The following is a 26757-nucleotide window of genomic DNA, read 5'->3' on the forward strand; positions in this document are numbered from 1 at the left end:
TCGCTGTAGGGAGGATATGGGCGAAGCGAGGCGCAGTGGTCCGCGGGGGTTGATGCCGAAACCGGCGCATAGGCGGTTTCGGGAGGGTCTGAAATGGAACTGACGTCAATGACACAACGCCGCGCGGTGGCTGCGGCGATCGGCGCTGCGACAGTCTCACTTGCATTGTTTGCCGGCGAGCCTTCCGGCCTGCTGGTCGCCATTGCAGCTATATGCATCTGCGTGGGATGGAAGGCGGGATTGGCGGCGATTGTCGCAGGTGGTCTGCTTTCATCTGTGATGTTTCCGTCATATGGGGCCGAGGATGGCGCCGTCAGGTGGGTCGCGTTTGTTGCCGCCGCTTTTGGCCTCTGGCTGGTCGTGAACATATTCAGAAGAATGAGCTTTTTTGACCAGGCCTATCAGGGAGCCGGACCTAGTATCGCCGATATTCCGGGCCTCGGCTGGTCCGCCAATCCGGACGGGCGCCTTCGGTTCCCCAATGCTGCAGCCCTCGAGTACGTTGGCGTCTCCGCCGAAGAGATGCGCGAGATCATGGATGCCGACGACTTTTCCTGGTGGCTGAGATTTGTCCATCCCGAAGATGTCGAGACGAGTATGGCGCAATGGCGCCACAGCCTAGAGACGGGCGAGCCGATGATCGAAGAGCAGCGTTTGCGCCGGTTCGATGGCACCTATCGATGGTTTCGCGATACGGGTGTTGCCTCGCGCGATGAGCGGGGGCGAATTGTCGGCTGGTATGGCCATACCGAGGACATCGACGACCGTCGCAAGGCGGAAGCCGCGCTGCGCCAGAGCGAGAGGGAACTCAGGCTCTTGGTCGATACGGTTCCCACCATGATCTGGCTCATGACGCCCGCGGGATTGCCGTACTATTTCAACAAACGGTTCGTCGACTGGGCAGGCATCGACTCGACCAAGGTGGAACCGCGTGGCACGCGCCAATTCGCCTCGCATGTGGAGTTGTTCCATCCAGATGACCGGGCGGCTGTCAAGGCCGTGTTCCAGAAGTCCTTTGCCCGTGGAGAGCCACTCCAGCACAAAGGCAGGTTGTGCCGGAAGGATGGCGAATACCGCTGGATCGATTCGCGCTTCGAACCGCTACGCGACGAAGACGGCACCATCCTTCGATGGTACGGCGTCAACTTCGACATCGACGATGAGGTCCGCGCTCAGGAATCCCTGCGTCTGGCGGACGAACGGCTCGCGCGCGCCTTGCGCGCTGCCAGCCTGTCCGAACTGTCGGTGTCCATCGCACACGAGCTCAACCAGCCGCTGCAGGCAGTCGTGTCCAACGCCGGCGCGTTCCAGAGATGGCTGAACGCCGATCCGCCAAACTTCGATCACGCCAGTCGGGTCGCCCAAAAAATCATCAGAAACGCCGACGCTGCGGCGCAGGTGATCAGCCGCATCCGGGCGCTGTTCAGCAAGACCGAAGGCGAACCGCGCGCGATCGATCTGAACGCCGTGATCCGCGAAGTTTGTGATCTGCTGGTTGACAGGTTCGCATCGAGCAGCGTCAAGCTGGACCTTCACCTCGATCCCCACCTTCCTGCGGTGGCTGCCGATCGCGTTCAGATGGAACAGGTCGTCCTTAACCTGGTCCGCAATGGCATCGAAGCGATGCATGATGTCGCCACTAACGTGCGAAGCCTGCGGATCGTGTCGCGGCGTCAGATTGACGGTACAGTCGAGGTCGAAGTGCGAGATCGCGGCCGCGGGCTTAGCAATCCGGAACTGATTTTCGAGGCGTTCTACACAACCAAGCCGGATGGAATGGGAATGGGCCTGGCAATCTGCCGATCGATTGTCGAGGCACACTGCGGACGGCTTTGGGCCGAAAATGTCGAGACAGGGGGGGCCTCGATAACCTTTAGCCTGCCCACCAGTGCTGCCAACTCGGCCAAGTCACCTAACGCTGCGACAGTTAGCGCCGGAGTGGGCGCTTTCAGAGGCTGATCCGGGAATCGGCCATCGACTGCCCGATCTCGATCAGCGTGTTGGCCATGATGTACAAAATTCCGAAGACCATAGCGACGCCCAGCACTGCTGGGAGATCGGCGCTGGCAAAAGCCTGGACTGTGTAAAGACCCAGACCAGGCCATCCGAAGACGCGCTCGACAATCAGCAAATTGCCGAAGAGAAGGCGGATCTGCAGGCCGAGCATGGACAGTGGGGCCGTGGCAGCATTGCGCAAACCGTGGTGCAATAGCACCTTTATTTCGCTGAGACCCTTGCCGCGTGCTGTCCGAACATACGCCTGACTCATAACGTCGTGAAGCGCTCCGTTCAGGCTTCGCCCAACTGCGACGCCGATGGGCAACGCCAGTGCGAGCGCCGGCAAGATCATGTGCAGCAGCGCGTCGGCGCTGACCTCGGGCCGGCCGGCCAGTATTCCATCAATGAGGTTGAATCCCGTAGGGCCTGCGAAGTCGCGGCTGGCAAGCCGCCCCGCTCCTGGAAGCCAATCGAGTCGGAACCAGAAAAAGTAGGTGAGAAGTAAGGCCGATAGAAAGATCGGCGTGGAGCCCACCCCCACCATAGCAAGCCTTATGCCGGCCGATCTTGGAATCAGGAACTGAAGTGCCGCCATGACGCCGGCCAGCGCCACTCCCAAACCGATTGACGCCAGTCCGAGTTCAAGTGTGGCGGGAAGATATTGCCGTATGTCGTCAGACACCGGCCGCCGGGTTCTTACCGAAGTCCCCAGATCCGCATGCGCGAGGCGCAATAGAAAGCGCCCGTACTGAACGACAGCCGGGTCGTCCAGTCCGAGCTGCTTGCGCATCGCTTCGACCGTTTCTGGCGGAGCGCTCGGCCCGGCAATGGCCCGCGCTGGATCGGCAGGTATGATGCTTTGGAGACCGAAAACGATGAAGCTCATCACGAGGAGAACGACAACGGCGCCGGCGATGCTTTTGATGAGATATGCCAGCATCTAGGTCCCCCTCAGCGCGGCGCGAATGCCGTCGCCCGCAAGGTTGGCAAGGAGGCAGAGGAGAAAGATGATCGCGGCCGGCAGGATCGGCAGCCACCAATGGACGGTGAGACTGTCGAGGGTGCGTGACGTCATCGCTCCGAGTTCAGGCGCCGGTGCAGGCAGTCCAAGGCCAAGGAACGACATCAGCGACAACGTCATGATGATGTTGGCGACATCCAATGACGCCCCGATGACCAACGCCGGGACCACACCCGGCAACAAGTAACGCAACAGCAGGCGCGGACCGCGGACCCCCGCCATACGCGCTGCCTCGACATGAGGACGGGCCTTGAGGCGACGAATCTCATCCCGGGAAATGCGCGCGTACCAGGGCCACCAGAAAATCGCGAGCGCGATCATCGTGTTGACGAGCCCGGGGCCAAGCGATGCCACGACAGCGAGCGCGATGAGCGTTGCTGGAAGGACTAAGAACAAGTCGACGATCCGCTCGATGACCAGGTCGACCTTGTCGCCCATTAGGCCCGAAATCAGTCCGAGCAGAGAGCCCAAAGTGAGACTGAAACCGATAACAGCAAGCCCTGGCAGCCACGTATATCGAACGCCGAGGATCACCCGCGAGAACAGGTCGCGGCCGATCTCGTCGGTGCCGAACCAATGTTCGGCCGAAGGCGGCAGGTAGGCCCCGGCGACGCGCAGTTGTGGATCGAACGGCGTGATCCAGGGCGCCAGCATGGCCACAACGGTGACGACAGGTACGCCGACAACGCCGATGCTTTCAAGCCGACCGGCACGCCGGAAGAAATCACGCCAGTTGAACCGAGGTCGCGCAGGCAGGGTGTCCGGGATCGGCCTGCCGGTCATCGTCCGCCTCCCGCCTGCAGGCTCGGCATCGCCTCGATGAGCGAGCGCGTGTAGGCGGACTGTGGCGCGGCAATGATGGCATCTGGATCGGCAACCTCGACCAACTCGCCGTCCTTCAGCACCGCGACACGGTCGGCGATGAACCTGGCTGCCGCCAGGTCGTGGGTCACGAACAGCATCGCCATGTCGAGCCGCCTCCGAAGGTCACTAAGAAGGTTCAATGTGGTGGCCGCCAGCGACACGTCCATGGCGCTGATCGGCTCATCGCAGAGCAGAAGCCTTGGGGGGACGATTACCGCGCGAGCTAGAACGGCGCGCTGGCACTGCCCGACCGACATCTCGGCCGGCAGCGCGTCCATCAGGACGGGATCTAGTCCGACCAGCTTTATTGCCTCACCGACGCGACGGCGGCCGTAGTCACTGTCCAGCGAAATGGTCCGCAGGCGCTCGCCGATCTGCTCGCCGATCGTGAGCCACGGCGTCAGCGCCGCCACGGGATCTTGGAACACGACTTGCGGAGGAAGCTTGTCGAAGCGCGTAACAGTGCCGCTGTCCGGTGCCACGAGCCCGGCAGCAATCCTCAGAAGGGTAGACTTGCCGGCGCCACTCTCGCCCACCAGCGCCACGCACTCGCCAAGCTTGATCGAGAGGCTCACCGACCTGAGAACGGGCTCCGGTTGACGCCGTCCCCAAAACGATCGGGCGCCTGTCGGATATGTTTTTCCGATGTTGGACAACCTCAAGGCGGCGGTTTCCTGGATCGCCTGGGCCGGCCATGGTTCCGCACCAGCGCGCTGCGCTGAGAGAGATGGGGTTTGTTCCTGGTAAAGGCAGGCGACCGCGCCACCGTGGACGGAAGCAGGCGCCAGCGGTGGGCGGATCGCCGTGCAATCTGGCTGGGCGATCGGGCAACGTGTCGCGTAGGCGCAGGCGTTCTCAGTATTCATGGAGGGCGTGCGCTCGGACGGGAGCGTGGGAAGCGGGCGCCTTCGGTCGGAGTCCAGATCGAATCGAGCAGCGAGCAGGCCGGCAGAATAGGGGTGCGCGGCATTGCGGGCCACGTCCTGCATGAGGCCCATTTCAACGATACGTCCGGCGTAGAGAACCAGGACGCGGTCGGCCAGAGAGGCCGCCACCCCCAGATCGTGCGTGACGAACAGAATTGCCGTCTGCTGCTCGCGGGCGAGACCGCGCAACAGGTCAAGGATCTGCGCCTGCATGGTGACATCGAGCGCGGTGGTCGGTTCATCGGCGATGAGCACCTTCGGTCTTGCCATCATTGCCATGGCGATCAGCACGCGTTGACGCTGCCCCCCCGACAGGCGATGCGGAAGCGCATCGGCGATGCGATCCGGGTCAGGCACGCCGGTTCTGCTGAGCCAGCCTTCGATCGATCCCTCGGCTCCCCCAGTGGATTCTCGCATCTGTCGGCGGATCGTCATCGTGGGGTTGAGTGCGCCCATCGGATCTTGCGAGATGGCACGGACGAGTTGGCGGCGGGCCAACCGCCAGGTGCGCCTTCCCGCGCCGACAAGCTCGATCCCTGCAAGCCGGATCGAGCCTGCAACCTGCGGCAGGTGTTCGCGCGGCAGAAGTCCCTGAAGCGTCAGCCCGATGCTTGTCTTGCCAGATCCGCTTTCCCCGACCAGCGCGATGATCTCCCCCGGAAACATGTCGAAACTGATGCCATCGAGGACGCGGGAAGGACGGCCTTCGCGGCTGAGGAAGACGGAGAGGCCTTTGACGGCGAGAACGGACTCGGTCACAGGTTCGGACATTCGGTGCGAAAGCTTGATCATTTGCGGTGCGAGCCTGACCTGCTTCCGGAACCAACCGGACGGCCGGAGTTCAGTGTCCCCAGCGAACCGTGCTGAAGTCGATGTTGCCGGGAGGATACACGGGACGGAGTCCAAGGTCTTTCAGACCCTTGGCGTGGACAACCACATCATTGACGTCGACAAGCGGGATCACGACGCCGGCATCGAAGTACATCTGCCCCGCTCTCTCGTAGAGAGCGTCGCGTTCCTTGACGTCGGTCAACTTCCCGGCCTGATCCACGATGGCATCGGCTTCCGGCACGACCCGGCCAAAAAAGTTAAGGGGACCACCTTTTGTGAAGAACACCTTGGCCTGGCTCTCCGGATGAGCGGCATCCGGGCCCGCGATCGTAAGCAGCAAATCGGGAGGGTTTGGGTCGTCTTTCAAGGTGTAAGCAGCGCCGGAGGGCAGCACGTAAGCCGTTGCCTTTACGCCGATCAGCGCCAGTTGCGCTATCATCAGGTCGGCGATGCGGCTGTAGCTCGGAGCCGCGCTATGGAGGCCAATGACCAAATTGACCGCGCCATGTTTGGCGATCGCGGCTTTCGCTGCCTCGAAGTCGGTCGGAAACCGGATCGGATTCATTGGGTCGAGCATCACGTTCGGATACACCGACCTTGACAGGCTTGCGAACTCTCCAAAGGCGTCTTTGACCCACAACGCCGGGTTGATTGCTGTCAAAACGGCCCTGCGGACCTCCGCGTCATCGAGCGGCGAGTTCGGCTTAACGAAGAGATCGTACGGCATCATGCTCGGGGCGGCGGTGATCTCCAGACCCCCTGGCAGGCTAGTTAGTTGCGCGAACGGGTAGTTGATCGGCACGGCATCGATCAAACCCGCCTGCAATTGAAGTATCTGCTGGCTGATATCGGGCACGACCGAAATCTGGATCTGCCGGAAGAACGGTCTGTCACCCCAGTAGTCGTCGTTGCGTTCGAGCACATAGCGCTGACCGCGTTTGAATTCAGCCAGTTTGAATGGACCAGTACCGACCGCATGCTCATTGAGCCAGGTCTTCGCGAAGTCGCCGTTGTCATGCTCGGCGAGCGCTACGGGACTGATAACCTTAGGCCCCCACGGACTGGAAAGGGCATCGAGGAGCGAAGGCTGAGGATGGCCTAGCGTGAGCACGACCGTCGAATCGTCGGGCGCCCTCATGTCCTTCACGTTGGCCAGGGAGTAGCTCAGGCTCAGCCCACGATCGCGGCGCCTTTCGAACGAGTTTATGACCGCTACCGCATTGAATGGCGTGCCATCATGGAACTTGACGCCTTCGACCAGGTGGAATGTGTAAGTCAGCCCGTCGTCCGAGATATCCCAACTCCTGGCGAGCCGACCAACGATCCTGGTCGAACCCGGATCGTATTCGACAAGGCCTTCGTAGACGTTGTTAATCGCGCTCATCGCGCCGGTTTCAAACCCGTTGTCCGGATCGAATGTGCCGATATCGGCCACATACGGAATGCGCAATACCTCCTGAGCGAACGCTGGCGCCGCCCAAAGCAGCAAACCGAGCGCGAGTCCCAGCATGCGGAGGCCAAAGCTAGGTCTGGAGGATTGTTTGGCCGCACGAGAGTAGGACGTTTGCATGAATTGTCCCTGTTGGCCTGGTCTTTCGGCGAGGGGACTGCGGCAAGCCATACGCACTCAAATCCTTAGCCGAAGAGGGTATCTCAGGCCCTTGTTCAACTCGGCATCCGCCGATTCCCGTCGAGACTTTCCTTCGTCGCTCCACATCGGCGCTGTCAGCCAGACATACACTGCCTGGTTGCACTGTACGTCAGCCCACCGATCGCAGTCTATGAGTCTCGAGCAGAGGATACCCTATCCTCAGGCATAGATTGTTTGAAACGAGGACGCCGGCTCAGCAAACTTCGAGCAAACCGAATGAGATCGCTGACAGCACTGACGTCGACATCAATTCTCATCCGACCTTGCGGCATTGTGTTGAGGATGTATCCACCCTGTCGCCCAGGGTTGCCTTCACACACTGAGGCATCGGTCCAGGGCTTGCTTTGATCCAGGATCGCCATCCGTTGGGCGCATCCTGCCAAGACCATGGCATCGCATCGCAGATACTGTTGCAGAATTGGTTCGCGGGAGGAGCCGGCGCCTTCTGTTCCACAGCCGCAATCCTCATGGAGGAGTCGATGTACGGTCTCACGGGAATGCCGTCGCGCCGCACACCCCTTGCCGTGTCAGCTTTCGTAGCCTGGACCGCTATAGGGATGTCACTGGCCACACAGTTGGCATCTGCGGTTCGCGAATTCATATCACCCGGCTACAGGCCCGAGCTGCACTATATGCGGGGCGCGGGGCCGGCCTGCGCGCGTCGTGCGATCAAGGTTAAATCGAGGCAAGACCAGCTGGCAGGCCGGCAACAACGGGACGATACAGCCTGGCACAGATACCTTGGAAGCAGCCAATGAACTGTATCCACTGCGGCTCCACGTTTCACCGGCGACCGTACCATTATTACTTCTGCTCGCAAATGTGCTGGGAGGTCGCCAAGAGAGACACACCTTGGAGGATCCTGTCGGATGGTTTCGGCCCGTTCACGTCGCCTGTTAAGTCCACTCCTTCTGCTCGGTATCCTCGACCTGGGCCATTGCACACGACGCCCTGACAGGGTGGAAGTGCCCGTGGACTTGTTGCAGCAATATGGCCTGTAAAGGAGGTGCAGTCGCCGGTCGTATAGAAAGGAAGGCTACGTCATTCAATTCACTGGCGGGCTACCAAAACAAGCGGGTGAAGAACTCGCCCGATGGCGAATACCATTGGTGCGCGCATCAGGCGGGCATTGATGCTGGCCATACGATTTGTCTCTTCGTGCCGCCGAAGGGCTTTTAGATATACGCCGCGCAGTGGCCGGTGAAAGGCCTGCTCCAAGGCAGCGCGCTGCTCTCGCGAGTGATGCGCATTCCTGTGCCCCGACGCGTGCGTGCCATCCCCGCGACCAACTGCCCTAGCCCTTTGCATCGCCCAACAGATGCCTGCGTAGAATAGTCTAGTGCATCGGACTGTCCCATTCTTCTCCAGCCTGCCTCGATCTCAGTAATTCGAAATGGTTATGGCATCTATGAACTCAAAGGAGAAGAAGATGACAAGTGAAGTACCAAGCAAGGGGTTGGAATGGACCAACCTCATTCTGGGCGCATGCCTGGCCTGCGCTGCCTTCATGTTCGCCGGACTACCCCTCGCGGTTTGGAACGCGGGGATCGTGGGTGCGCTGATTGTATGCTGTTCTGCTGTGGCGCTCTACCGCTACGGAGCTTGGACTGAATGGTCCAATCTCACCTTGGGGTGCTGGGCAGTGGTTGCTCCATTCCTGCTCGGATTCGGGTCGGCGCAGGGACCGATGTGGACGCACGTTGTGATCGGCCTTTGCGTTGCGACCATCGCTGTCATGCAGCTTATCGCAAGTCGCAAGTCCGCAGGTGCCCTCAAGCACTAAGTCCGAAGCCCGCAGATGATGTGGTCCAAACGTGACCACCGGGGACGGATTCGCGGAGTGGCTGCCGCGGCCGTCCCCGGGAAACGCCGACGCAACCGAGACGGCCACCCCTCGCGTTGAGGTTTCGCCCGGAGGCCTATGTCATGGCCTTCGGTGTTGCGCCAGGGATCGCGTTGGCAACCACGCTGCTGCTCGACAAGCCCGGCGATCTCCAATGCGGCGGCCGCCACTGAACTGCGCCGACCAAAACCGATCAAACGGCTGGACACGACTGAGCGGACGCGGAAAAGTATGCACTCTACCGTGAGATGAGCACGGGAATTCGCGCTCTTGCCAACAGCGAGCGGGGTCTACCCGCTCCGGTCGTTTAGGGGCGTCACTCCGGAGGTTAGGTGCATGCCACTCAGTTCGACTCGCCTCATGGATTTCCATGAGGTGCGGCTGGGGCATGGTGAGACTACGGTGGGGCGTGAGTTCGCAAGCCCAGATCCAGACACCTAGCACAAGTGCTATACGCGGCACTGACAGTTCCGATGCTTTGCTTGTCCTGGAGGAGCAGCCAATGATGCACGTCTGGTCGCATCGCCCCCAATTCTCGTACCTGGGGCTTTTTTTTGCGGCATATGTCCTGGGCTGCGGATTCGCTCAGTTGCTTGCAATCGTGCCTGGAACAGGTATTTCCATCTGGCCGCCGAGCGGACTTTTCATCGCTACGCTTGTCCTCGCCTCCAGGCCGAGCTGGCCGTGGTGGGTAGCGGCGGGCTGTCTGGCCGAACTGTTCAGCAATTTCCTGTGGTTCCACAGTCCGCTGCCTGCGGCCGTCCTGATCTATGCCGGCAACGCGCTTGAAGCTGTGGTCGGGGCATGGCTCGTGAACCTGACCTGCAGGCGCCCGGTGCGGCTGGAAACCTTGCAGGAAGTTCTCGCATTCGTGGTATTGGCCGCCGGAATCGCGCCTGTCGCAAGCGCGACGGTCGGAAGTGCCACCCTTGCGTGGTTTGGTATGCAATCTCAAACTTTCACGGCGGCTTGGCCGCTGTTCTGGATCGGCGACGCCACAGGGGTCCTGATCGTCGCGCCGCTGGCGCTGGTCGTGTTCCAGAACTGGCGTGACGTGACTCAGCTCTCGAGGGAGCGTTGGATGGAAGTCTGCATCCTGGGTCTGATCTTTCTTGGCGTCGCAACTCTTTCACTCAGCGGTTACCTGCCCTTCGCCTACATAATCATGCCGCCTCTGCTCTGGGCTGCAGTGCGCTTCGAGTTCAAAGGCGCCGCCGTCGCCTTGATCCTCCTCGCGCTGATCACGGCGGTATTCACGATATCCGGTGCCAGCCAATTTGCCGGCGATCCCGAATCTCTGAAACAAAAGCACATCATGCTGCAGTTGTTTCTGGCCATTTCGGCGTTCTCGGCGCTCATCGTTGCCGCCATATCCCAGCAGCATCAGATGGCGTTGCGCACATTGCGCCAAAGCGAACGCCAACTTCAGCGGATGATCGATGCACTCCCAGTCCGCGTTTGGAGCGCTACGGCAACGGGCCAGCCGTTGTACTTCAACAAGCGATACCAGGACCATTTCAGCGCCGTTATCCCGACGTTCGATCCTCTCCAGCCCCCGCGTATCGAGACATTGGTGCAGGAACTGACCCATCCGGAGGACACTCCCGAGGTGCAGCGGACGCTGTCGAACTGCTTCGCAACCGGCAACGCCTCCACGATGCGGTTTCGCTGGCGCGAGAAGGAGGGTGACTACCGGTGGGCGGAATGCCGGGTAGAACCACGGTGTGACGAGGACGGAGCGGTTGCCGAATGGTACGGCGTTTCCCTCGACATCGACGACGAGGTGCGCGCGCAGGCGGCGTTGCGTGAGCGTGAGCGAGAGCTGTCACTGCTGGTCGACATGGTCCCCGTTAACATTGGCCGCATGGCGCCTGACGGCGAGCCGACCTTCTTCAGCAAGCGTACGCTAGAATCTATCGGCCTGGATGACGTCGCGGCTTTGGATAGGCCAGGGATGAGCCGCGTGGCGGCGATGATAGGGGCAACCGTCCATCCGGAGGATGGACCCCGCATGAGGGAGGTACTTGGCCACGCCCTCGCAACCGGCGAACCCTATACCATGAAGTATCGTCGACGCCGCGCAGACGGCGTGTATCGCTGGATGGAGGGCCGTGCGGAGCCGCTGCGGAATCAAACGGGAACAATCGTGCAATGGTACGTGGCTGCCATGGACATCGACGATGAGGTGCGCGCGCAGGAGGCATTGCGCGACCGGGAGCGGGAACTCGCGCAACTGGTGAATATGGTTCCAAGCCTGCTTTGGCGGCTGAGTTCGGAGGGCGAGCCGACCTTCTTCAACAAGCGCTTAATGAATTTTCTAGGTCTGGACATAGGAGATGCAGACAAGCCGGGCATGACCCGGCTGGCGGCTGTCATAGAGACGGCCGTCCATCCCGACGATGCCGCAGGCCTGGCGGAAGCGCTCAACCATTGCTTCGTCACGGGCGAGCGCTTCTCCAAGAAGTATCGCCTACGGCGTGCGGATGGCGTCTACCGCTGGGTCGAAGGCAGCGCGGAGCCGCTGAGAGATGAGAGCGGGCGCATCGTCGAGTGGTACGGGCTCTCGCATGACATCGACGATCAGCTGCTCGTCGAGGAGGCGCTGCGACGCAGCGAGCGGCAGCTGCAGCAGCTCATCGACACCGTGCCAGTGCAGATGTGGTGTGTAACGCCTGGCGGCGAGCCGGCATACATCAACAAAACCATGGTGGACTATATCGGTCTGAAGCTTGAAGATTTTGATGCTCAGGGCGGATTGCCGAGTGCCATTCAAACCATCGTCCATCCGGATGACAGGGCCGCGTTGCTGGGCGCCTTGACCCATTCCTTCAGCACGGGCGAACCGTTCGAGCTGAAGTTTCGCAACCGTCGATGGGATGGCTCATATCGTTGGACAGAGGGCCACGCGGATCCACTCCGCGATGAGAGCGGTCGCATTATCCGATGGTACGGCGCCAACGTTGATATCCACGATCATGTGACTTCTCAGGAGGCGCTACGCGAGAGAGAACGCTTCCTCTGGCAGCTTGTCGAAACGCTGCCGGCGATGATCGATTGCGCCGCGCCGGATGGCGAGCCAGTTTATCGCAGCCAGCAGCTCCGCGAATTTCTCGGATACAATCTCGAAGAATTGGACGGGACAGGAAAGTCCCGGCTGGTCGGCACACTCGACGCCGGCGTTCATCCCGACGATGTGGCGGGCGTCAAGGAGAGATATGCCCATTCGCTGTCCACCGGTGAGCCTTACGCGCGGCGGCATCGTCTGCGCCGTTTCGATGGCGAATATCGCTGGGTCGAGACACGCGCCGCGCCGATGCGCAACGGCGAAGGCGCCATTGTGCAGTGGAACGTGATCTGCCTGGATATCGACGGTGAGGTTCGGGTGCAGGAACAACTGCGTCTTGCCCAGGAGAACCTTGCGCGTCAGACCCAGGCGGCAAGCCTGGCCGAGCTCTCCGCGTCGATCGCGCACGAGGTCAACCAGCCCTTGGCGGCCGTTGTGGCGAACTCGCACGCATGCCAGCGTTGGCTCACGGCCGCCCCCCCAAATATCGAGCGGGCGCAGAAAACGGTGGAGCGCATCATCCGGGACGCCAACTCGGCGGCGGATGTCGTCAGCCACATCCGCGCCTTGTTCAAACAATCCATAGAAACTCAGAGGACCAACACAACGCTGTCTAGCGTCATTGCCGAGGCGCTGGATCTCATGGCGGAGGAGGCGGGGCGGCATCGTGTCCGCATCAATACGGACGTCGAACGCGATCTTCCGCTTCTGGTGCTCGATCGCGTCCAGATCCAGCAGGTCCTGGTCAATCTCATGCGCAACGGTATGGATGCGATGGACTCTGTTGCGGGCGACAGAGTTCTTGGGGTCCGCGTGCACCGACTGGGCGATGTGGTCCAGACGGAGATCAGCGATCGCGGGCAGGGCGTAGAGTTTCCAGAGAGAATATTCGAGCCGTTCTTCACGACGAAAGGGCACGGGATGGGCATGGGGCTGGCGATCTGCCGTTCGATTGTCGAGTCCCACGGCGGCCGGCTGTGGGTGGAGACGAACGAACCGCACGGAACGACATTCCTCTTCACCTTGCCGGTTACAGCGGAAGCGGCGCCATGACGACCGAAGACCATATTGTCTTCATCGTCGATGACGATGAACGCATTCGCGAGGCGCTCGGCGAACTCCTGGCGTCACACGATATGCACGCTATCGCGTTCGCATCGGCCGGCGACTATGTCGGCATGGACAAGCCGGACGTGCCGGCCTGCCTCATCCTCGATGTCGAATTGCCGGATATCAACGGCCTCGATCTGCAGAGGCAGATCGCCGAGGGGGACCATCCGCCGATCGTTTTCATAACAGGGCACGGCGACATCCCGTCATCCGTGCGTGCGATCAAGCGCGGTGCCGTGGACTTCCTGACCAAGCCTTTCAGTGATGCGGACCTCATGGCCGCAATCCATGCGGCGATTGCCCAGGATCAGGCAAGTAGGTCAGAGCGCGCCGAGCTTGGCGTGCTGAGGCAACGCTATCTCGACCTGACGCCGCGCGAACGCGACGTGCTGCCGCTGGTGGTAAGTGGGTTGCTCAATAAGCAGGCCGCCGCCGAACTGGGGATCAGCGAGGTCACGCTGGAAATCCATAGAAGGAACGTCATGCAGAAAATGGTCGCTGCGTCGCTCGCCGATCTCGTGCGTATCGCAGAGCGATTGGAAATACCGATCACCCACTCGCGCCGGGCGAGAAGGAGCTGAGCGTGAGCAACGTCAGGCCTGTTGTGGCGGTTGTCGACGACGATCCACGGCTGCTCGAGTCGCTGGAGGAACTTCTGGAGTCAGCCGGCTATGTGGCCCGCAGCTTCTCATCGGCGCGACAGTTGCTCATCAGCGGCCTGTCGGGCCTGGATGTGCTCATCACCGACATCGGGATGCTTGGCATGAACGGCTTTGAACTTCGTGACCTGGTGAAGAGGACGCGTCCGGAGCTGCCGGTGTTCCTGATCACAGGCCGCCACGAGATAGCCGATCAGGGCCGCGCGCAGGGCATCAGCGGATTTTTCCGCAAGCCCTTCGATGCCCAGGCCCTGCTTGCGGCGGTCGGCGACTCCTTGCGCAATCAACAAATGGAGGATGATCATGACAGGTGAGCAGCCGCTCCCGCGGAGATCGGCACCGCTATCACAGCAGCGGGACACGGAGCAGCCGCTCGTCATCATTGTCGATGACGATGCCTCTGTTCGTGAGGCGCTGTCCGAGTTGATCCTGTCGGCGGGCTTCCAGTCAATCTCCTTTCCCTCAACCCGCGAATTCCTCGACGCCGACGTATTGGACGGCCCCGGCTGCTTGATCCTCGACGTGCGCATGCCAGGAGCGAGCGGCCTCGACCTGCAGCATCGTCTGGCCCAAAGCGGCAACCCCAAGCCAATCATCTTCCTGACCGGGCATGGCGATATTCCAATGACTGTCCAGGCGATGAAGGCCGGCGCCGTCGACTTTCTCACCAAGCCAGCACGCGACCAAACCCTGCTTGATGCGGTGGTTGCGGGGATTGCGATGGACGCCGCTCGGCGGGCGGCTGCAGTGGTCGTCAAGCGCAATGTCGAACGCCATGAGACGCTGACGCCACGCGAACGTCAGGTCCTGCGCGAAGTCGCGCATGGGCGAGTCAACAAACAGATCGCATTCGACCTCGGAATCAGCGAGATCACCGTCAAGCTCCACCGCGGCAATGTGATGCGCAAGATGGAGGTGGCGTCCATCGGTGAGCTGATCCGGGCATGGGAAACACTGCCGGCTTCGATGCGCGATGCCGGTTCGACCAAGACTTTGGCTTGAGCCGCCCAATGGGTCTACCAGCGCGCCTTGCACTGCAACTCGTCGCCGGCGAGGGGGCGACGAGTTGAAGGCCGAACTCGTCGAGTGCGACGAATCCAAGAGGACAGTCCAGCGCTTGGAGGTGCTTATTCTGCAAAGGGCGCGTTCAACACGATGTCGACGGAAGAAGGCGCCCGGTATCCGGGCACGAAGCGTTCGCCAAAGTCCCGGGCGAAGTTGTCGTACGTCGTTTCCGGGTGCATCTGGGCGATGTGACAGAAGCACCGCGTCATGCGCCGCTTCATCTCGAGCCGCGGGAATTCACCTACAACCTTGGCGATTTCTGCCGCAGGGATGGTCTCGTACTTGAGTCCGACAACATCCAGGCAGATGCCGGCAGTACAAAGGGCGACCTCCGCCTCCTTGTAGAGGCCGATCGACGGGGTCGAGTTGAGGGCCACGCTGTCCCAGATGAGCTGGGCCCGACGCTCGTCGACACCGCCTTTTCGTGAGAAGATCCTAGCCAGATCCGCGCCTTCGACTTCGAAACGGCGCGGACCGTCAAAACGCTCGTTGAGCGTGATGTCGTGCAACAAGGTCCCGACCGCGACGACTTCCGCGTCATGGTCGATGTTGCGGAGCTGCCCGAGTCGTGCCGCGAACAACCAGGAGCGGACGACGTGATTGAACAGATAGGCCTCGCATTCTCTCCGCGCATATTCGAGAGCCTGCTGCACGAGCGGGGTATCGGGGACCGAGACCCCTGCAAGCATCCGGCTGGTGATTCCGTTCATGTCGCGTCCTCCTCACTGCGTTTCGGGCGGTTTCGCCGGCGCGCTTGATCGCAGGCTTCAGGCGGCGGCGCGCATGCGGTCCGCCGGATGCTGCAGGCGAAAGCCGATAGCCAGCCTGTTCCAGGCGTTGATCATAGCCACGCCGATCGAGAGCGCGACGAGTTCATCTTCGGAGAAGGCGTTGCGAGCTTCCTCGTAGGCTGCGTCGGGCGCATGGGTCTCGGCGATGCGGGTGAGCGCTTCGGCCCAGGCGAGGGCGGCCCGCTCGCGTTCCGTGTAGAGGGCAGATTCGCGCCAAGCGTCGAGCAGCAGCAGCCGATCGTCGGTCTCGCCCAGTTTGATGGCGTCTTGCCGATGCATGTGCAGGCAATGCGCGCAGCCGTTCATCTGCGACACCCGCAATTTGACGAGTTCGAGCAGCTTCGGATCGAAGCTGCTGGCAAGCCAGCTCTCGACGGCGACAAGGCCCTCGATACCGCCGTTCTTGCGGGCCAGGAAATTCAGACGCTTGGTCATGTGAGACTCCATGATGTTGATTGAAGGTTTCATTTTCTCGCAGGGGGCCACGGTGCTGTTTCATCGGTGCCGATTGACGATCGCGGTTAGCGAAAGCCGACACCGGCAACGTAGTCGGAGAGTATCTGCTCCTGGATCTCTTCCCGCTCGAACAGAACTTTCATCGCGTCGCGTATGTCGAGAATACCGATAGGCTTGGCGCCTATGTCGACCACGGGCATGTTCTGCAGGCTGGTGGCAGCCATCGTTTGCCACACCTCATGCAGATCATCCTCTGGCGTGCACGACACGATATGTCTGCTCATCAGGGCAGAAACTGGCGGCACTGACGACGCCGAACTGACGAGATGGCGGACGAGATCAGATTTGCTCAGCACGCCTTCGGCGCCGCCGTTGCCATTGCAGACCACGACAAGGCCGATGCCGGGCCTGGAAAGAGAAAGGGCGGCCGCTTGCACAGGGGCATTGACGTCGATCACGGCAAGGCGTGGCGAAGTCAAGGCATGCAGTTTGTCGATAAGCATTGCAGCCACCTCCATGTTCAAACCGATCCGTGAGATGCTCGACCTCAGTCGTCGCTGTATGTGGTGAGCTCGGTTTCACTGGTGTCGACAACGAACACAGCCAGAAGCTTGGCGGGTTCGGTCGCACTGGCATTTTCGCTGACGCCGTGGCGGTCGCCCGGAAATTCGGAAAAGCTTTCGCCGGCGCGATATGTCGTTACCGGCCCGTCATTCACCTGGCTGCGGATTGCGCCTTCGAGAACCGTCGCAAAGATGAACGCAGATTTTGGATGCGTATGTCCCGCAGAAGTGCCGCCCGGTTCGTACTCGACGAGCACGGCGCGCATGCTCTTGCCCGGCACATTGGGCAGCGGGTGGTCGTAAATCAGCGCGGCCTTGTCGCCATGGGAATCATGGGCGAGCGCTGAGCCCGTTGCAAGACTGGTTGCGATAGCAGCGGTGCAGAGGATTGTTCGGATCATGGTCATGACTCCAGTTGGGTGTGTGATGGAGGATCGCCGGCCGGGGAGGGACGACCGGCGACCGGGCTCGCGCCAAGATACGGCGCCAGCCTATGAAGTGATGAAGGCGAGCAGGTCGGGGTTCACCACATCGGCGTGGGTGGTGCACATGCCGTGTGGAAATTTCTCGTAGACCTTCAGCGTCGCTTTTTTCAGAAGCTTCGATGAGAGCAGTGCCGAGCCGGCGATCGGGACGATCTGGTCGTCGTCGCCATGCATCACCAGTGTCGGCACCTTGATCGCCTTCAGATCGTCGGTGAAGTCGGTCTCCGAAAAGGCCTTTATGCCGTCATACTGCGCTTTGGCGCTGCCCACCATCGCTTGCCGCCACCAGTTCTGAATGACACCCGGAATTGGCTTTTCGCCCGGCCGGTTGAAGCCGTAAAAGGGACCGCTTGCGAAATCGAGATAGAACTGCGCCCGATTACCGGCGAGCGATTTGCGCAGGCCGTCGAACACTTCGATTGGCAAGCCGCCTGGATTGGCAGGCGTCTTCACCATGACCGGCGGCACAGCGCCGATAAGCACGAGCTTCGCGACGCGGTCCTGAGGCTGACCATGCCGCGCCACATAGTGGGTGGCTTCGCCGCCGCCGGTGGAGTGACCGATATGGACCGCATTTCTCAGGTCGAGATGCTCGACCACAGCGGCAACATCAGCGGCGTAGTGATCCATGTCGTGGCCTTCGCTCACTTGCGCTGAACGTCCATGGCCGCGCCGATCGTGGGCGATGACGCGATAGCCCTTGTCGAGGAAGAAAATCATCTGCGCATCCCAATCGTCGCCGCTCAGAGGCCACCCGTGATGGAAGACGATCGGCTGGGCATTCCTGGGCCCCCAATCCTTGTAGTAAATTCCTGTGCCGTCAGTGGTAGTGATCATGCCCATGCTTGCTGCTCCTTTGCTTGCCTCGGAAGATGGAAGCTTTTGGTCTCCCTCCGCCCAAGCGGGTGTGGCTCGGGCCAGACCAGCCGCAACTGTGGCGGTAAGGGCGCCCAACAAAACATCGCGGCGCGATGCGCGGCGAACCGGATCGCCTTCGATGTCGCCTACAGCGCGGGATTGACGCTCCCGCTCATCGCGCAATACCAATTTGCCGTTGCTCCTGCGGCCGCGCATCACAGCCGTTCTGTCGGCTCTGGCCATGTAGCGGTCTTCAGTCTGCGTTTCGATGAAATGTGTAGCCTGCCAGTCTTCTAACCACGGGCCGGCTATGTAATTCTCGTCGTCGTAGACGTAAAAACGAGAGTAGCCATTGCCGTCTGCTTTCTCTATTACTTGGTATGCCATTTTTATTGTTCCTGGATTTTACTTCATCGGGCAAGCTTGTATGCCCCGTCCGAGGGGATTTATATTTGCGCTTTCGTTAATTCGCCTTTGACCTTGAGGCTCGCGCGGCGTCGAGCGGCGCGCGAGCAGCGGCTCAGTTCCGCTGGTGTGGGGCGTGGCTGAACCAGTCTTCGAAGTGCGTTGCACCGATGCGCGGGTGGTCGCTTGGTACGAGCGAGCGGTCGTCAAGTTCCGTGCCAAAATAGGGCGCGTGGGGATCCGCGGTTACCTTGCGTGGATCGTTCATTGCCTTCAGAAACTGTGCAACGAGATCGCTCATGCGGACCGGCGCGGGGCCGGCGATCTCGATCGCGCCGTTGACCGGTGGCGAGAGCGCCACATCGGTCATGATGTCCGCGACGTCGTCAGAAGCGATCGGCTGAAAATAGGCAGACGAAACCGTTGTAATATCTCCCACAGTTCCGGACTGAGCGATGCCGCCCAGGAATTCGAAAAACTGCGTCGAATGGACGATGGTGTAAGGTATCCCCGAGTCCTTGATCAGCCGCTCCTGGGCCATCTTGGCGCGCATGTATCCACTCTTGGGTAGGCGCTCGGCGCCCACGATAGAGAGCGCGATGTGGTGTTTCACGCCCGCCCGCTTTTCTGCGGAGAGCAAATTTCTCCCCGAGGTCTCGAAAAACTCCAGGACGGCCTTGTCCTCGAAGGATGGCGAATTCGCCAGATCTATGACGACCTGCGCTCCCGCAAGAGCTTCGGTCAATCCTTCGCCTGTGATGGTGTTGACACCAGAGTTCGGCGACGCAGCGAGCACCTCATGACCCCTCTTGCGCAGCCTCTCGACCGTCTTCGAGCCGATCAGTCCGGTGCCGCCTATCACGACGATTTTCATGGTCGAACCTCCTTGTTCGCATTCCAGGGGTTGGGTTGTCTGATTGAGCGGCCATCGAGCCGGCACATCACTCTGTCTTCGCTGTAAACAATGCGACGGAGACGCCGGCCAAACTATTGAACGGAAGCATCTGTCGTTTGATGCGAAGGTCTAGTACCGATGCGTTCAGAGGCTGGGGGATGCTAGTCATATGAGGCGAATGGTAGTGCCGGTGCATTGGTCGAACGCACCATCGGCGTATCTGGTCGATCCTCCCACACACATCGAGCCCCGTCCTGGGGAGCTGGCGGTAGGCCATCCTATCTGGCTGCGTGCGTCGTCCTGGTCCTCGAGGCAATCGACCCCGTGGGGTGCCCGCCCGCATAACGTTTCGGCACCACACAGCAGTTCGTGCCCGGGGATCGGAGGGACGTCAATTGTCACGCTCAGAAGCAAGACCAGGCACGATTGGCTTTGATAGGAACGCCGAAGTTGCCCCGCGCGCCCGTCGCATGGAGCAGCCGACCGCCGGCATCGTTCATGACCTGGGCAATCTCATCCAGGTTGCGTCATCCGCGCTGAACCGCGTCGCGCGGGACCCAAGCGTCTCAACGGCTCCGGCCCTTGAGCCCGTGATCGCCAGTGCCAGGACGGCGCTGCAACGCGCTGGCGCGCTCGTCCGAGATACAATGGGCAGAGCCTTGGAGGCTCCCAGAGGAATCGAACACACGGACTTGAGTAGATGCCTGGCTGAGGTCGAAACTCTCATCCGAAGCGCGTGGGAATTGCAGATCCGGTTCGAGGTCCGTATCGGATCCGATTTGCCTCCCGCGATATGCGATCGTTTGGGCCTGCAGAACGCGGTCCTGAATCTCGTGTTCAATGCGCGCGACGCGATGCCCGACGGCGGCTCGATCTCGATAGAGCCCGCCGTGACGCCACGGCGGTCAGTCCGCCACGTCGAAGCCGGCTTTCCTCAGTGAGACGATGAAGGTTTCGACGTCTTGCGAGCGGGCCAACCGCATCGATACGACCTGGCGCATGTTCTTCACCCAAGCCGGTTGATTTTGCTCCAGCCAGGCGCGCTCGCGATCAGCCTCGATCTTGTAACCTCCTTCGCTCAGAATGGCAGCCGCAACAATATGGTAGATCGGGTTCGATCGAACCGGCGATTTCTTCATCCACATGACCGCCTGCGGATAATCACCGCTGAAATAAGAGCAAAGAGCCAAATCCACCTCATAATAGCCCAACGACCTCGGATTTTTTTGGCGCGCCTCCGTAATCAACGCGCAGCCGTTTTGCCAATTTCCGGAGACCGCCAGCCGCTGTCCGTATTCACCCATGAACTCGGTATCGTTGGGATTGATGGCCAAACCCCGCTTGCCCACTCCCAGCGCCAGATTGATTTCCTTGCTGAAATAGAGCGCAAGCATTTCTCCCTGAAGCCCTCGTACATTGAGAGGGTCGACTTCCACCGCCTGCCTTGCGGCTGCCAGGGCGCGCTCGAGCACGGCGGCGGACGATGTGGCGTCGGTGGGAAACTCGAAGCGATAGTCATCGATGTAGACAAGCGAAAGCAGACCCCAGGCGGTGGCGTAATTCGGGAAGCGCCCCACGGCGTTCTCGAGGCACGTACGCACGGATGCACGGGTTTCGGGGCTGAGCTCGATCCGATATGCATAGAAAGACAGCGTGCAAGAATATGCCACCCAATCGTCGGGCGGATTGTCGACATTGAGATTGGCATCCGCCTGGAAGATGACGCCATAGGTTTGAGCCAGGCTCGTCGATACATTCCGCGCGATGTCTGACTGGGCCCCGACAAGTTCCGCGACTTTCATCCGGCCATCATAGCTGTCTGCCCACAGAACCGAACCGTTGGCTCGGTTGATCAACCTGACCCGAAGCAGAAAGGTATCGACCGACAGGCTGACGCTTCCAGCAAGGACAAATCGTGGTGGCGCGGTCGACGTATCGCCGTCCTCAGGCGCCGACTCCATGACCACAATGTCCTTGAACTTCGAAAGTTGGCTGACAATTTCCTGCTTCAATCCGGTCGCAATGGCTGCCGCCGCGGCGGTGCCGGTCAGATCGTCAAACGGCTCAACAAGCACACGGGGCGTTTCTGGCGCGCTTGACCTGACAGACGTCCACGACCACGCCAATACCGACGCTCCCGCCGCGAGGATGGCTGCAAGCATCGCCGGCAGCAGGAACGCAATCCATCGGACCGGAGAGGGGGTTACTGTTGGAGAAACAACGGCCGCCTGCGGCAGCGGCAACAAAGGCTGCGAACGAAGCAGGAAGACAGGGACATACCCCCCCTTTGGAATCGTGATCAGGATTGGGTCTGTGTGTCCGGCCGTCAGATAATAGCGTTCCAGCGCACGCCTGAGGTGGCCGGCCTCGATGCGAACAATCGGATCCGTCTGCGGGTCGAACGCCTCGCCGCGACCAAACACTTCGACTGCGATGGAATAGGCCTTGATACGGTCGCCACGTCCCGACAAGGCTTCTTCCACCACATGGCTGAGGAAGCGGCGCTCGCGGCCAGTGGCATCGAAGTCCGCACTGTCGAGGATAAGGGCAAGTTGGGCGCGACAAGCCTCGATAGGGAGCTCATGCTCCCTCGGTGGGGGCGTTTCCGCCTGGATCGCCATGCCCTCGCTTGGTCCCTTGCAACCGCCTTTTTTGTTGTGCGGTTACATGCTTATCCACGTAACTTACCTTCTGCTGCCGTCTCTTTGCAATACGATTGCGTCAGGTCGATGAACTGGCGTCATGAACACAAAAGACGGATCGTCTGACAGACACCGAGCGGTCTCGGCGGCAGTGCGCCGATACCCCCAGTTTGAATTGACGATCCATCGGCTGATGGACCGCAGCGAGAGCTTTCGCGACATCTGCGAGGAACTCGCCGATGCGGAGTTTGCGCTTTCGAAGGTCGACCAGACCCCGCCGGCATTGCGCGAAGCCAGACGAGCCGAATGGCAGGAACTCGTGGATCGCCTGGTTGGAGAGGTAGGAGCTGCAGTGCTGAATACCGATGCCGCCCGCAAATCGGGTATCAAACTGTGGCCGCCACGGTGAACGGCCATGACTCGCATGCCGACAGCGTGGGAAACATGCCGATGGACGGCTTTCGCACCGTAAGACACTGCCGTTTCCCCAAGCAACAAATCCGCAAACGGCGGCCAGCCTCAGGAGGGGACACCTGACATGATGACTTTCTATCGGACACAAGCCTTGGGTTGTGCTGTCCTTTCTTTCCTTTGGCTTACCCATCCCGTGGGGGCCGCGGATGCGGTCTCACCAGTGACGCCGGACCTGAAACCGGTGGTCACCGAACAAGGATGGACGTTCTCCGTGGCGCCGTATTTCTGGGCGGCTGGAATGTCGGGGGAAGTGGCGCAGTTTGGTCTGCCCTCCATCGACGTCGATGCGAGCTTCAGCGACATCCTGAAGAATCTCGACTTCGCGGCCATGGCTGTCGCCGAGGCGCGCTACGACCGCTACAGCATTTTCGGCGACCTCATGTATGTGAAATTATCGGGAGAAAACGGCACGCCGCGAGGCGTCGTCGCCGACAGTGTCGAGGTCTCGTCGCAAACATTTTCGGGGCTGGTCGGAGCTGGCTATTCGATCTTCCAGAGTGACGCCGGACGTCTCGATTTCGTCGGCGCCATGAGGGTCTGGTCCGTAGACACGGACCTCGACTTCCATGGCGGTATCCTTGACGGCGTATCCGGCAGCGATGGGGCGACCTGGGTGGATGGGCTGGTTGGCGTTCGGGCGAATTACTCGCTGACGCCCGAAGTCTATCTGACGGGCTGGGGCATGGTTGGTGCAGGCGGCGCCAAGGTGGACTGGGATGTCGCCGCCGCGTTGGGGTACCGCTTCAACGAACGGTTTTCGGCGGTCGCCGGCTATCGCGCGCTCGGCGTCAACTACCGCAATGACGGCTTCGTCTTCGATGTCGTCCAGCAGGGACCGATCATGGGATTGGTCATGCGTTTCTAGGATTCGATTTGCATCAATGGACAACAAAGGAGGAAGCGATGACAACGAAACTTACATTCCGCAACTGTACCGTCCTGGCCCTGGCTTTGGCCACTTTCGTGCAAGTCGATCCGGTCTCCCTGGTCACACAGGGATCTATTTCATCTGAAGCGTTGGCCCGCGTTGGCCGCCCTCTTACGGCCACAAGCGCAGCCGGCGTCGCGCGGCGCGCGACGCGGCGAACCAWCCGCAGAACGAGTATCTACGTAGCCAGGCTACCTGCTGGTTGCGTCAAGACTTCGGTCAACGGAACGGCAATCTGGCATTGCGGCGGGAAATACTACCAGCACTCGGGCTCGAAGTACGTGGTCGTCCACGTCAACTGATCAGACTGTGACCGGCCGACAAAAGCAGATCCGGACTGGGCTGTGAAAAGGGAGTTTGGGTGCGAACCTGGTAACCAGTCTAACTACCGGGCGTGTGCGTGACGTTTTGTCGGCAGCGGTATGTGTCGGCCAGCTCTGCGGGTGTGCATCGCGTCCGATCGGTCGGTCGTGCGCTAGAACACTGCCCGCGCCAAATTGGCGGATCAACGATGGACAAACTCAACAAATGAACGCGACACGAAAGCTATTCCTGGTCGTAATTGCCGCGGTCGAAGCGGCGACAGGTCTCGGTCTTCTTTTGCTGCCTTCCGTTCCATTTGCTCTCCTGCTTGGATTGGACAGCGCCACGGTTGAATCAATTTTTGTCGGCCGCATTGCGGGCGCGGCGCTGCTTGCCATAGGTGCCGCAAGCTGGATGGCGAGGAAAGACGCGTTAAATCCTTCACTATTCGGATTGCTAGCTGGCATTCTGATTTACAACACGGCCGTATCGATTCTCCTCGTCTACGCGGCCGTAGTCCTGAAGATGACCGGCGTCATGCTTTGGCCCACGGTTGCATTCCACGCACTTCTTGCCGTCTGGGGTGGTCTGCTTCTACGGGGCCTTCCGCAGGGAAACCGGTGACAGCCGAGGGCAAGACGGCGCGGGCACATTTAGGAGTTCGTGCCCGGCAACGACAGCGGTTCTGTAGCGCGATTACATGCTTACCCCACGTAACTTACATTCCAGCGCCAGCTCTTTGGGGCCTACTATCCACGAATGAATGCAGGAAGTGCTCATCGAGTATCACGCCCGCCCCAATGGCATTGCACGGGTAACTCGAGAGCATTCCCATTGTCGGCTGCCGGAGCGCGTTCGCAACGAGGGGCAAACATGGGCGACGTCGTGTCGGTTTTTCTATTGGCGGTTCCGCTGGTTTTCGGCGTCGAAGGCAACGCGGCATTTGGCAATGCCCGCGTGGCCCGCGTGCGCGATGCTACCGTAGCCGGAGCGGAGGAAAACGCATGACGTTGCTCAGAGAGCCTCTGCTGCATTTTGCCGTCGTCGGCGCGATCGTGTTCGGCGGCTATTCCTGGCTGAACAACAGGCATGTCGAAACAACAGCCTATGAGCGGATCAGCCTCGGCGAAGGCGACGTGCGCTGGCTCAAGCAGACCTGGTCGAGCCAGTGGCTGCGCGAGCCAACCGCCGATGAGCTCAAGGGTCTTGTCGACGATCTGCTGAATGAGAAAGTGATGGCGCGCGAAGCGCAGGAGATGGGCCTTGAGAAGGACGACACCATCATCCGCCGCCGCCTGGCGCAAAAGCTCAAATTCCTTGTCGAGGATACGGCCCAGCTTGCCGAGCCGACCGAAGCGGAACTGCGGCAGTTCTATGCCGCCAACCCTGCGCACTTCGAGACGCCCGGAAAACTTTCATTGCGGCAGGTCTACTTCAACCCGGAACATCGCAAGGATGCCGCGGCGGACGCGACCGCCGCGCTGGATGCGCTTGCTGCGAATGTCGAGGACGGTTCGATCGAGGGCGACCGGCTGCTGTTCGGCGACAGTTTTGCCGACACTGACGAGCAGGCGCTGTCGGGAATGTTCGGCGCCGATTTCGCGCGCGAGGTGGTTGCACTTGAACCGGGCGGATGGCGTGGTCCGGTGAAATCCGGCTATGGCTTTCATCTGGTGCTCGTCACGCAGCGCACGGCGACCACGCCGAAGCCCTTCGAGACCGTGAAGGATGCCGTCCTTGCCGAGTGGCGCGCTTCGAAACAGATCGAACTCAGCCGAGATTACCTGGTCGAGCTGCGCAACAAATACAACGCGGCGCTGGATGACAGTGCAAAAGCGCTGCTCGGGCAAGAGACCACACCGAAGGTGGCCGCTCAATGACCCCGCTCGCCAAATGGCCTGCCCTCATACGGGTTGTCCGGGCAGTGATGCGGTGTGTTCGGCTGGCTGTGCTGACCGCTTGCATCGCCATGCTGGTCCCGCTCGTTGCCGCCGCGCATGAGGTCCGTCCGGCCTATCTGAGCGTCCGGGAAGAGGCGCCCAATGAATTCAGCGTGTTGCTCAAGACGCCGATGCAGGGCGACGCGCGCCTGGCGCTGTCGGCCCTGTTTTCCGGCAAGATCGAGAAGGTGACACCGATCGTCTCGCATCCGACCGGCGATGCTATGGTGCAGACCTGGCGCATGCGCACCCTGGAGCCGCTCGCCGGCCAGAACGTCGTGATCGACGGGTTGCAGAACACCATGACCGACGCGCTGGTCCATGTGGTGTTCGCGAACGGCAACAGTTGGACGGCGCGACTCACCCCCAGCGAGCCGTCGGCGGTCATCCCGGCGTCGCAGAGCGCCTGGGCGGTGTTCGTCACCTACGTCCGTCATGGCATCGAACACATCGCCTTTGGCTTCGACCACCTGCTTTTCGTCTGCGGGCTGATGCTGATCGTGCGCGATTGGCGCAAGCTGGTGAAAGCGATCACCGCCTTCACGGCCGCTCACTCGATCACCTTGAGCTGCGCCACTCTCGGATGGGTGACGCTGCCGTCGCGGCCGGTGGAGGCGATGATTGCCATCAGCATCGTCATGGTCGCTGCCGAAGTTGTTCGGATGGAGCGCGGGCAGCTCAGCCTGGCCATTGTGCGGCCGTGGATGGTGGCCTTCGTTTTCGGCCTGCTGCACGGCTTCGGCTTTGCCGGTGCGCTGGTCGAGCTCGGCCTGCCGCATAGCGACATTCCGCTGGCGCTGCTCGCGTTCAACGTCGGCGTCGAGCTCGGACAGCTTGCCTTCATCGCTGTCTTGCTGACCGCAGTCTATGCAGTGGGGCGCCTCATCGCCATTCCCCGGCAGGTGATTGTCGCCTCGGCCTACGCCATCGGAATCGTCGCGGCATTCTGGACCGTGCAGCGTCTGGACGCGATGTTTTCATAAAG

The 26757-nt window shown here is 60.9% G+C and carries 24 protein-coding genes; 13 read left to right on the forward strand and 11 right to left on the reverse strand.

What is annotated here, in order from left to right; translation table 11 throughout:
* The first annotated feature begins 93 nt into the window (after positions 1–93).
* Positions 94–1959 (forward strand): PAS domain-containing sensor histidine kinase, encoded by a 1866-nt coding sequence (locus AC1D10_RS08855; protein ID WP_477270674.1) that lies wholly within the window; start codon positions 94–96, stop codon positions 1957–1959.
* On the opposite strand, the gene AC1D10_RS08860 is transcribed toward AC1D10_RS08855, so the two are convergent.
* From AC1D10_RS08860 to AC1D10_RS08875, 4 genes are read right to left on the reverse strand one after another with little or no spacing between them, the layout of a single operon-like run.
* Positions 1949–2938, reverse strand: coding sequence for an ABC transporter permease (locus AC1D10_RS08860; RefSeq protein WP_477270676.1), 990 nt, complete (start codon positions 2936–2938; stop codon positions 1949–1951). The two genes, AC1D10_RS08855 and AC1D10_RS08860, sit on opposite strands and share 11 nt — an antisense overlap.
* Complete coding sequence (locus AC1D10_RS08865; protein WP_477270678.1) at positions 2939–3802, reverse strand: ABC transporter permease; 864 nt, start codon at positions 3800–3802, stop codon at positions 2939–2941.
* Positions 3799–5601: an oligopeptide/dipeptide ABC transporter ATP-binding protein gene (locus tag AC1D10_RS08870; RefSeq protein WP_477270680.1), complete on the reverse strand. Its 1803-nt coding sequence runs from the start codon at positions 5599–5601 to the stop codon at positions 3799–3801. Before AC1D10_RS08870 ends, AC1D10_RS08865 begins: the two co-directional genes overlap by 4 nt.
* A 49-nt stretch (positions 5602–5650) precedes the next feature.
* Positions 5651–7210 (reverse strand): ABC transporter substrate-binding protein, encoded by a 1560-nt coding sequence (locus AC1D10_RS08875; RefSeq protein ID WP_477270682.1) that lies wholly within the window; start codon positions 7208–7210, stop codon positions 5651–5653.
* Between the two features lie 1510 nt (positions 7211–8720).
* Here AC1D10_RS08875 and AC1D10_RS08880 point away from each other — a divergent pair.
* From AC1D10_RS08880 to AC1D10_RS08900, 5 genes are all read left to right on the forward strand, one after another.
* A complete protein-coding gene (locus tag AC1D10_RS08880) occupies positions 8721–9074 on the forward strand; it encodes an SPW repeat protein (RefSeq protein WP_477270684.1) in 354 nt (117 codons plus the stop codon).
* A gap of 562 nt (positions 9075–9636) precedes the next feature.
* Positions 9637–13251: a PAS domain-containing protein gene (locus AC1D10_RS08885; RefSeq protein WP_477270686.1), complete on the forward strand. Its 3615-nt coding sequence runs from the start codon at positions 9637–9639 to the stop codon at positions 13249–13251.
* The gene (locus AC1D10_RS08890) at positions 13248–13889 is read left to right on the forward strand and encodes a response regulator transcription factor (protein WP_477270688.1); all 642 of its coding nucleotides are present in this window, start codon (positions 13248–13250) and stop codon (positions 13887–13889) included. Before AC1D10_RS08885 ends, AC1D10_RS08890 begins: the two co-directional genes overlap by 4 nt.
* A 2-nt stretch (positions 13890–13891) precedes the next feature.
* Positions 13892–14281, forward strand: a complete 390-nt coding sequence (locus AC1D10_RS08895; protein ID WP_477270690.1) for a response regulator — start codon at positions 13892–13894, stop codon at positions 14279–14281.
* Positions 14271–14969 carry a response regulator transcription factor gene (locus tag AC1D10_RS08900; RefSeq protein WP_477270961.1) on the forward strand — a complete coding sequence of 233 codons (699 nt, stop codon included), beginning with the start codon at positions 14271–14273 and terminating at the stop codon, positions 14967–14969. The genes AC1D10_RS08895 and AC1D10_RS08900 overlap by 11 nt, the downstream gene beginning before the upstream one ends.
* Before the next feature lie 125 nt (positions 14970–15094).
* Here the strand turns inward: AC1D10_RS08900 and AC1D10_RS08905 are convergent, their stop codons facing one another.
* The 6 genes from AC1D10_RS08905 to AC1D10_RS08930 form a co-directional block, all read right to left on the reverse strand.
* Positions 15095–15742 carry an HD domain-containing protein gene (locus AC1D10_RS08905; RefSeq protein WP_477270692.1) on the reverse strand — a complete coding sequence of 216 codons (648 nt, stop codon included), beginning with the start codon at positions 15740–15742 and terminating at the stop codon, positions 15095–15097.
* 57 nt (positions 15743–15799) lie between these two features.
* Positions 15800–16258 (reverse strand): carboxymuconolactone decarboxylase family protein, encoded by a 459-nt coding sequence (locus tag AC1D10_RS08910; RefSeq protein WP_379098275.1) that lies wholly within the window; start codon positions 16256–16258, stop codon positions 15800–15802.
* Between the two features lie 86 nt (positions 16259–16344).
* Positions 16345–16797, reverse strand: coding sequence for a CBS domain-containing protein (locus AC1D10_RS08915; RefSeq protein ID WP_477270695.1), 453 nt, complete (start codon positions 16795–16797; stop codon positions 16345–16347).
* Between the two features lie 29 nt (positions 16798–16826).
* Positions 16827–17243, reverse strand: coding sequence for a cupin domain-containing protein (locus tag AC1D10_RS08920; RefSeq protein WP_477270697.1), 417 nt, complete (start codon positions 17241–17243; stop codon positions 16827–16829).
* Positions 17244–17333: 90 nt separating this feature from the next.
* The gene (locus AC1D10_RS08925; RefSeq protein WP_477270963.1) at positions 17334–18170 is read right to left on the reverse strand and encodes an alpha/beta fold hydrolase; all 837 of its coding nucleotides are present in this window, start codon (positions 18168–18170) and stop codon (positions 17334–17336) included.
* 535 nt (positions 18171–18705) lie between these two features.
* Entirely contained in the window at positions 18706–19464 is a 759-nt protein-coding gene (locus AC1D10_RS08930) for an SDR family oxidoreductase (RefSeq protein ID WP_477270699.1), read from the reverse strand.
* Between the two features lie 491 nt (positions 19465–19955).
* Here AC1D10_RS08930 and AC1D10_RS08935 point away from each other — a divergent pair, with 491 nt between their 5' ends.
* Positions 19956–20426 carry a sensor histidine kinase gene (locus AC1D10_RS08935; RefSeq protein ID WP_477270701.1) on the forward strand — a complete coding sequence of 157 codons (471 nt, stop codon included), beginning with the start codon at positions 19956–19958 and terminating at the stop codon, positions 20424–20426.
* Here AC1D10_RS08935 and AC1D10_RS08940 read toward each other — a convergent pair.
* The gene (locus AC1D10_RS08940; protein WP_477270703.1) at positions 20391–22106 is read right to left on the reverse strand and encodes a hypothetical protein; all 1716 of its coding nucleotides are present in this window, start codon (positions 22104–22106) and stop codon (positions 20391–20393) included. The genes AC1D10_RS08935 and AC1D10_RS08940 overlap by 36 nt on opposite strands.
* A gap of 214 nt (positions 22107–22320) precedes the next feature.
* On the opposite strand from AC1D10_RS08940, the gene AC1D10_RS08945 reads away from it, so the two are divergent.
* The 6 genes from AC1D10_RS08945 (at position 22321) to AC1D10_RS08970 (ending at position 26755) form a co-directional block, all read left to right on the forward strand.
* Positions 22321–22536, forward strand: a complete 216-nt coding sequence (locus tag AC1D10_RS08945) for a hypothetical protein (RefSeq protein WP_477270705.1) — start codon at positions 22321–22323, stop codon at positions 22534–22536.
* 129 nt (positions 22537–22665) lie between these two features.
* The gene (locus AC1D10_RS08950) at positions 22666–23466 is read left to right on the forward strand and encodes a hypothetical protein (RefSeq protein WP_477270707.1); all 801 of its coding nucleotides are present in this window, start codon (positions 22666–22668) and stop codon (positions 23464–23466) included.
* Between the two features lie 591 nt (positions 23467–24057).
* Positions 24058–24456 (forward strand): hypothetical protein, encoded by a 399-nt coding sequence (locus tag AC1D10_RS08955; protein WP_477270708.1) that lies wholly within the window; start codon positions 24058–24060, stop codon positions 24454–24456.
* Positions 24457–24705: 249 nt separating this feature from the next.
* The gene (locus tag AC1D10_RS08960; protein WP_477270710.1) at positions 24706–24840 is read left to right on the forward strand and encodes a hypothetical protein; all 135 of its coding nucleotides are present in this window, start codon (positions 24706–24708) and stop codon (positions 24838–24840) included.
* Positions 24837–25712, forward strand: a complete 876-nt coding sequence (locus tag AC1D10_RS08965) for a peptidyl-prolyl cis-trans isomerase (protein WP_477270712.1) — start codon at positions 24837–24839, stop codon at positions 25710–25712. Before AC1D10_RS08960 ends, AC1D10_RS08965 begins: the two co-directional genes overlap by 4 nt.
* Entirely contained in the window at positions 25709–26755 is a 1047-nt protein-coding gene (locus AC1D10_RS08970) for a HupE/UreJ family protein (protein WP_477270714.1), read from the forward strand. The genes AC1D10_RS08965 and AC1D10_RS08970 overlap by 4 nt, the downstream gene beginning before the upstream one ends.
* The last annotated feature ends 2 nt before the right edge of the window (positions 26756–26757 follow it).

The organism is Mesorhizobium sp. P2_A8 (assembly GCF_056404935.1).

Coding starts and splice junctions, on each gene's coding strand:
- AC1D10_RS08965 (WP_477270712.1), top strand. CDS start 24,837: ATGACGTTGCTCAGAGAGCCTCTGCTGCATTTTGCCGTCGTCGGCGCG.
- AC1D10_RS08890 (WP_477270688.1), top strand. CDS start 13,248: ATGACGACCGAAGACCATATTGTCTTCATCGTCGATGACGATGAACGC.
- AC1D10_RS08950 (WP_477270707.1), top strand. CDS start 22,666: ATGATGACTTTCTATCGGACACAAGCCTTGGGTTGTGCTGTCCTTTCT.
- AC1D10_RS08955 (WP_477270708.1), top strand. CDS start 24,058: ATGAACGCGACACGAAAGCTATTCCTGGTCGTAATTGCCGCGGTCGAA.
- AC1D10_RS08945 (WP_477270705.1), top strand. CDS start 22,321: ATGGACCGCAGCGAGAGCTTTCGCGACATCTGCGAGGAACTCGCCGAT.
- AC1D10_RS08915 (WP_477270695.1), bottom strand. CDS start 16,797: ATGGAGGTGGCTGCAATGCTTATCGACAAACTGCATGCCTTGACTTCG.
- AC1D10_RS08935 (WP_477270701.1), top strand. CDS start 19,956: ATGGAGCAGCCGACCGCCGGCATCGTTCATGACCTGGGCAATCTCATC.
- AC1D10_RS08910 (WP_379098275.1), bottom strand. CDS start 16,258: ATGACCAAGCGTCTGAATTTCCTGGCCCGCAAGAACGGCGGTATCGAG.
- AC1D10_RS08925 (WP_477270963.1), bottom strand. CDS start 18,170: ATGGGCATGATCACTACCACTGACGGCACAGGAATTTACTACAAGGAT.
- AC1D10_RS08960 (WP_477270710.1), top strand. CDS start 24,706: ATGGGCGACGTCGTGTCGGTTTTTCTATTGGCGGTTCCGCTGGTTTTC.
- AC1D10_RS08905 (WP_477270692.1), bottom strand. CDS start 15,742: ATGAACGGAATCACCAGCCGGATGCTTGCAGGGGTCTCGGTCCCCGAT.
- AC1D10_RS08930 (WP_477270699.1), bottom strand. CDS start 19,464: ATGAAAATCGTCGTGATAGGCGGCACCGGACTGATCGGCTCGAAGACG.
- AC1D10_RS08920 (WP_477270697.1), bottom strand. CDS start 17,243: ATGATCCGAACAATCCTCTGCACCGCTGCTATCGCAACCAGTCTTGCA.
- AC1D10_RS08880 (WP_477270684.1), top strand. CDS start 8,721: ATGACAAGTGAAGTACCAAGCAAGGGGTTGGAATGGACCAACCTCATT.
- AC1D10_RS08970 (WP_477270714.1), top strand. CDS start 25,709: ATGACCCCGCTCGCCAAATGGCCTGCCCTCATACGGGTTGTCCGGGCA.
- AC1D10_RS08865 (WP_477270678.1), bottom strand. CDS start 3,802: ATGACCGGCAGGCCGATCCCGGACACCCTGCCTGCGCGACCTCGGTTC.
- AC1D10_RS08860 (WP_477270676.1), bottom strand. CDS start 2,938: ATGCTGGCATATCTCATCAAAAGCATCGCCGGCGCCGTTGTCGTTCTC.
- AC1D10_RS08885 (WP_477270686.1), top strand. CDS start 9,637: ATGATGCACGTCTGGTCGCATCGCCCCCAATTCTCGTACCTGGGGCTT.
- AC1D10_RS08940 (WP_477270703.1), bottom strand. CDS start 22,106: ATGGCGATCCAGGCGGAAACGCCCCCACCGAGGGAGCATGAGCTCCCT.
- AC1D10_RS08900 (WP_477270961.1), top strand. CDS start 14,271: ATGACAGGTGAGCAGCCGCTCCCGCGGAGATCGGCACCGCTATCACAG.
- AC1D10_RS08855 (WP_477270674.1), top strand. CDS start 94: ATGGAACTGACGTCAATGACACAACGCCGCGCGGTGGCTGCGGCGATC.
- AC1D10_RS08875 (WP_477270682.1), bottom strand. CDS start 7,210: ATGCAAACGTCCTACTCTCGTGCGGCCAAACAATCCTCCAGACCTAGC.
- AC1D10_RS08870 (WP_477270680.1), bottom strand. CDS start 5,601: ATGATCAAGCTTTCGCACCGAATGTCCGAACCTGTGACCGAGTCCGTT.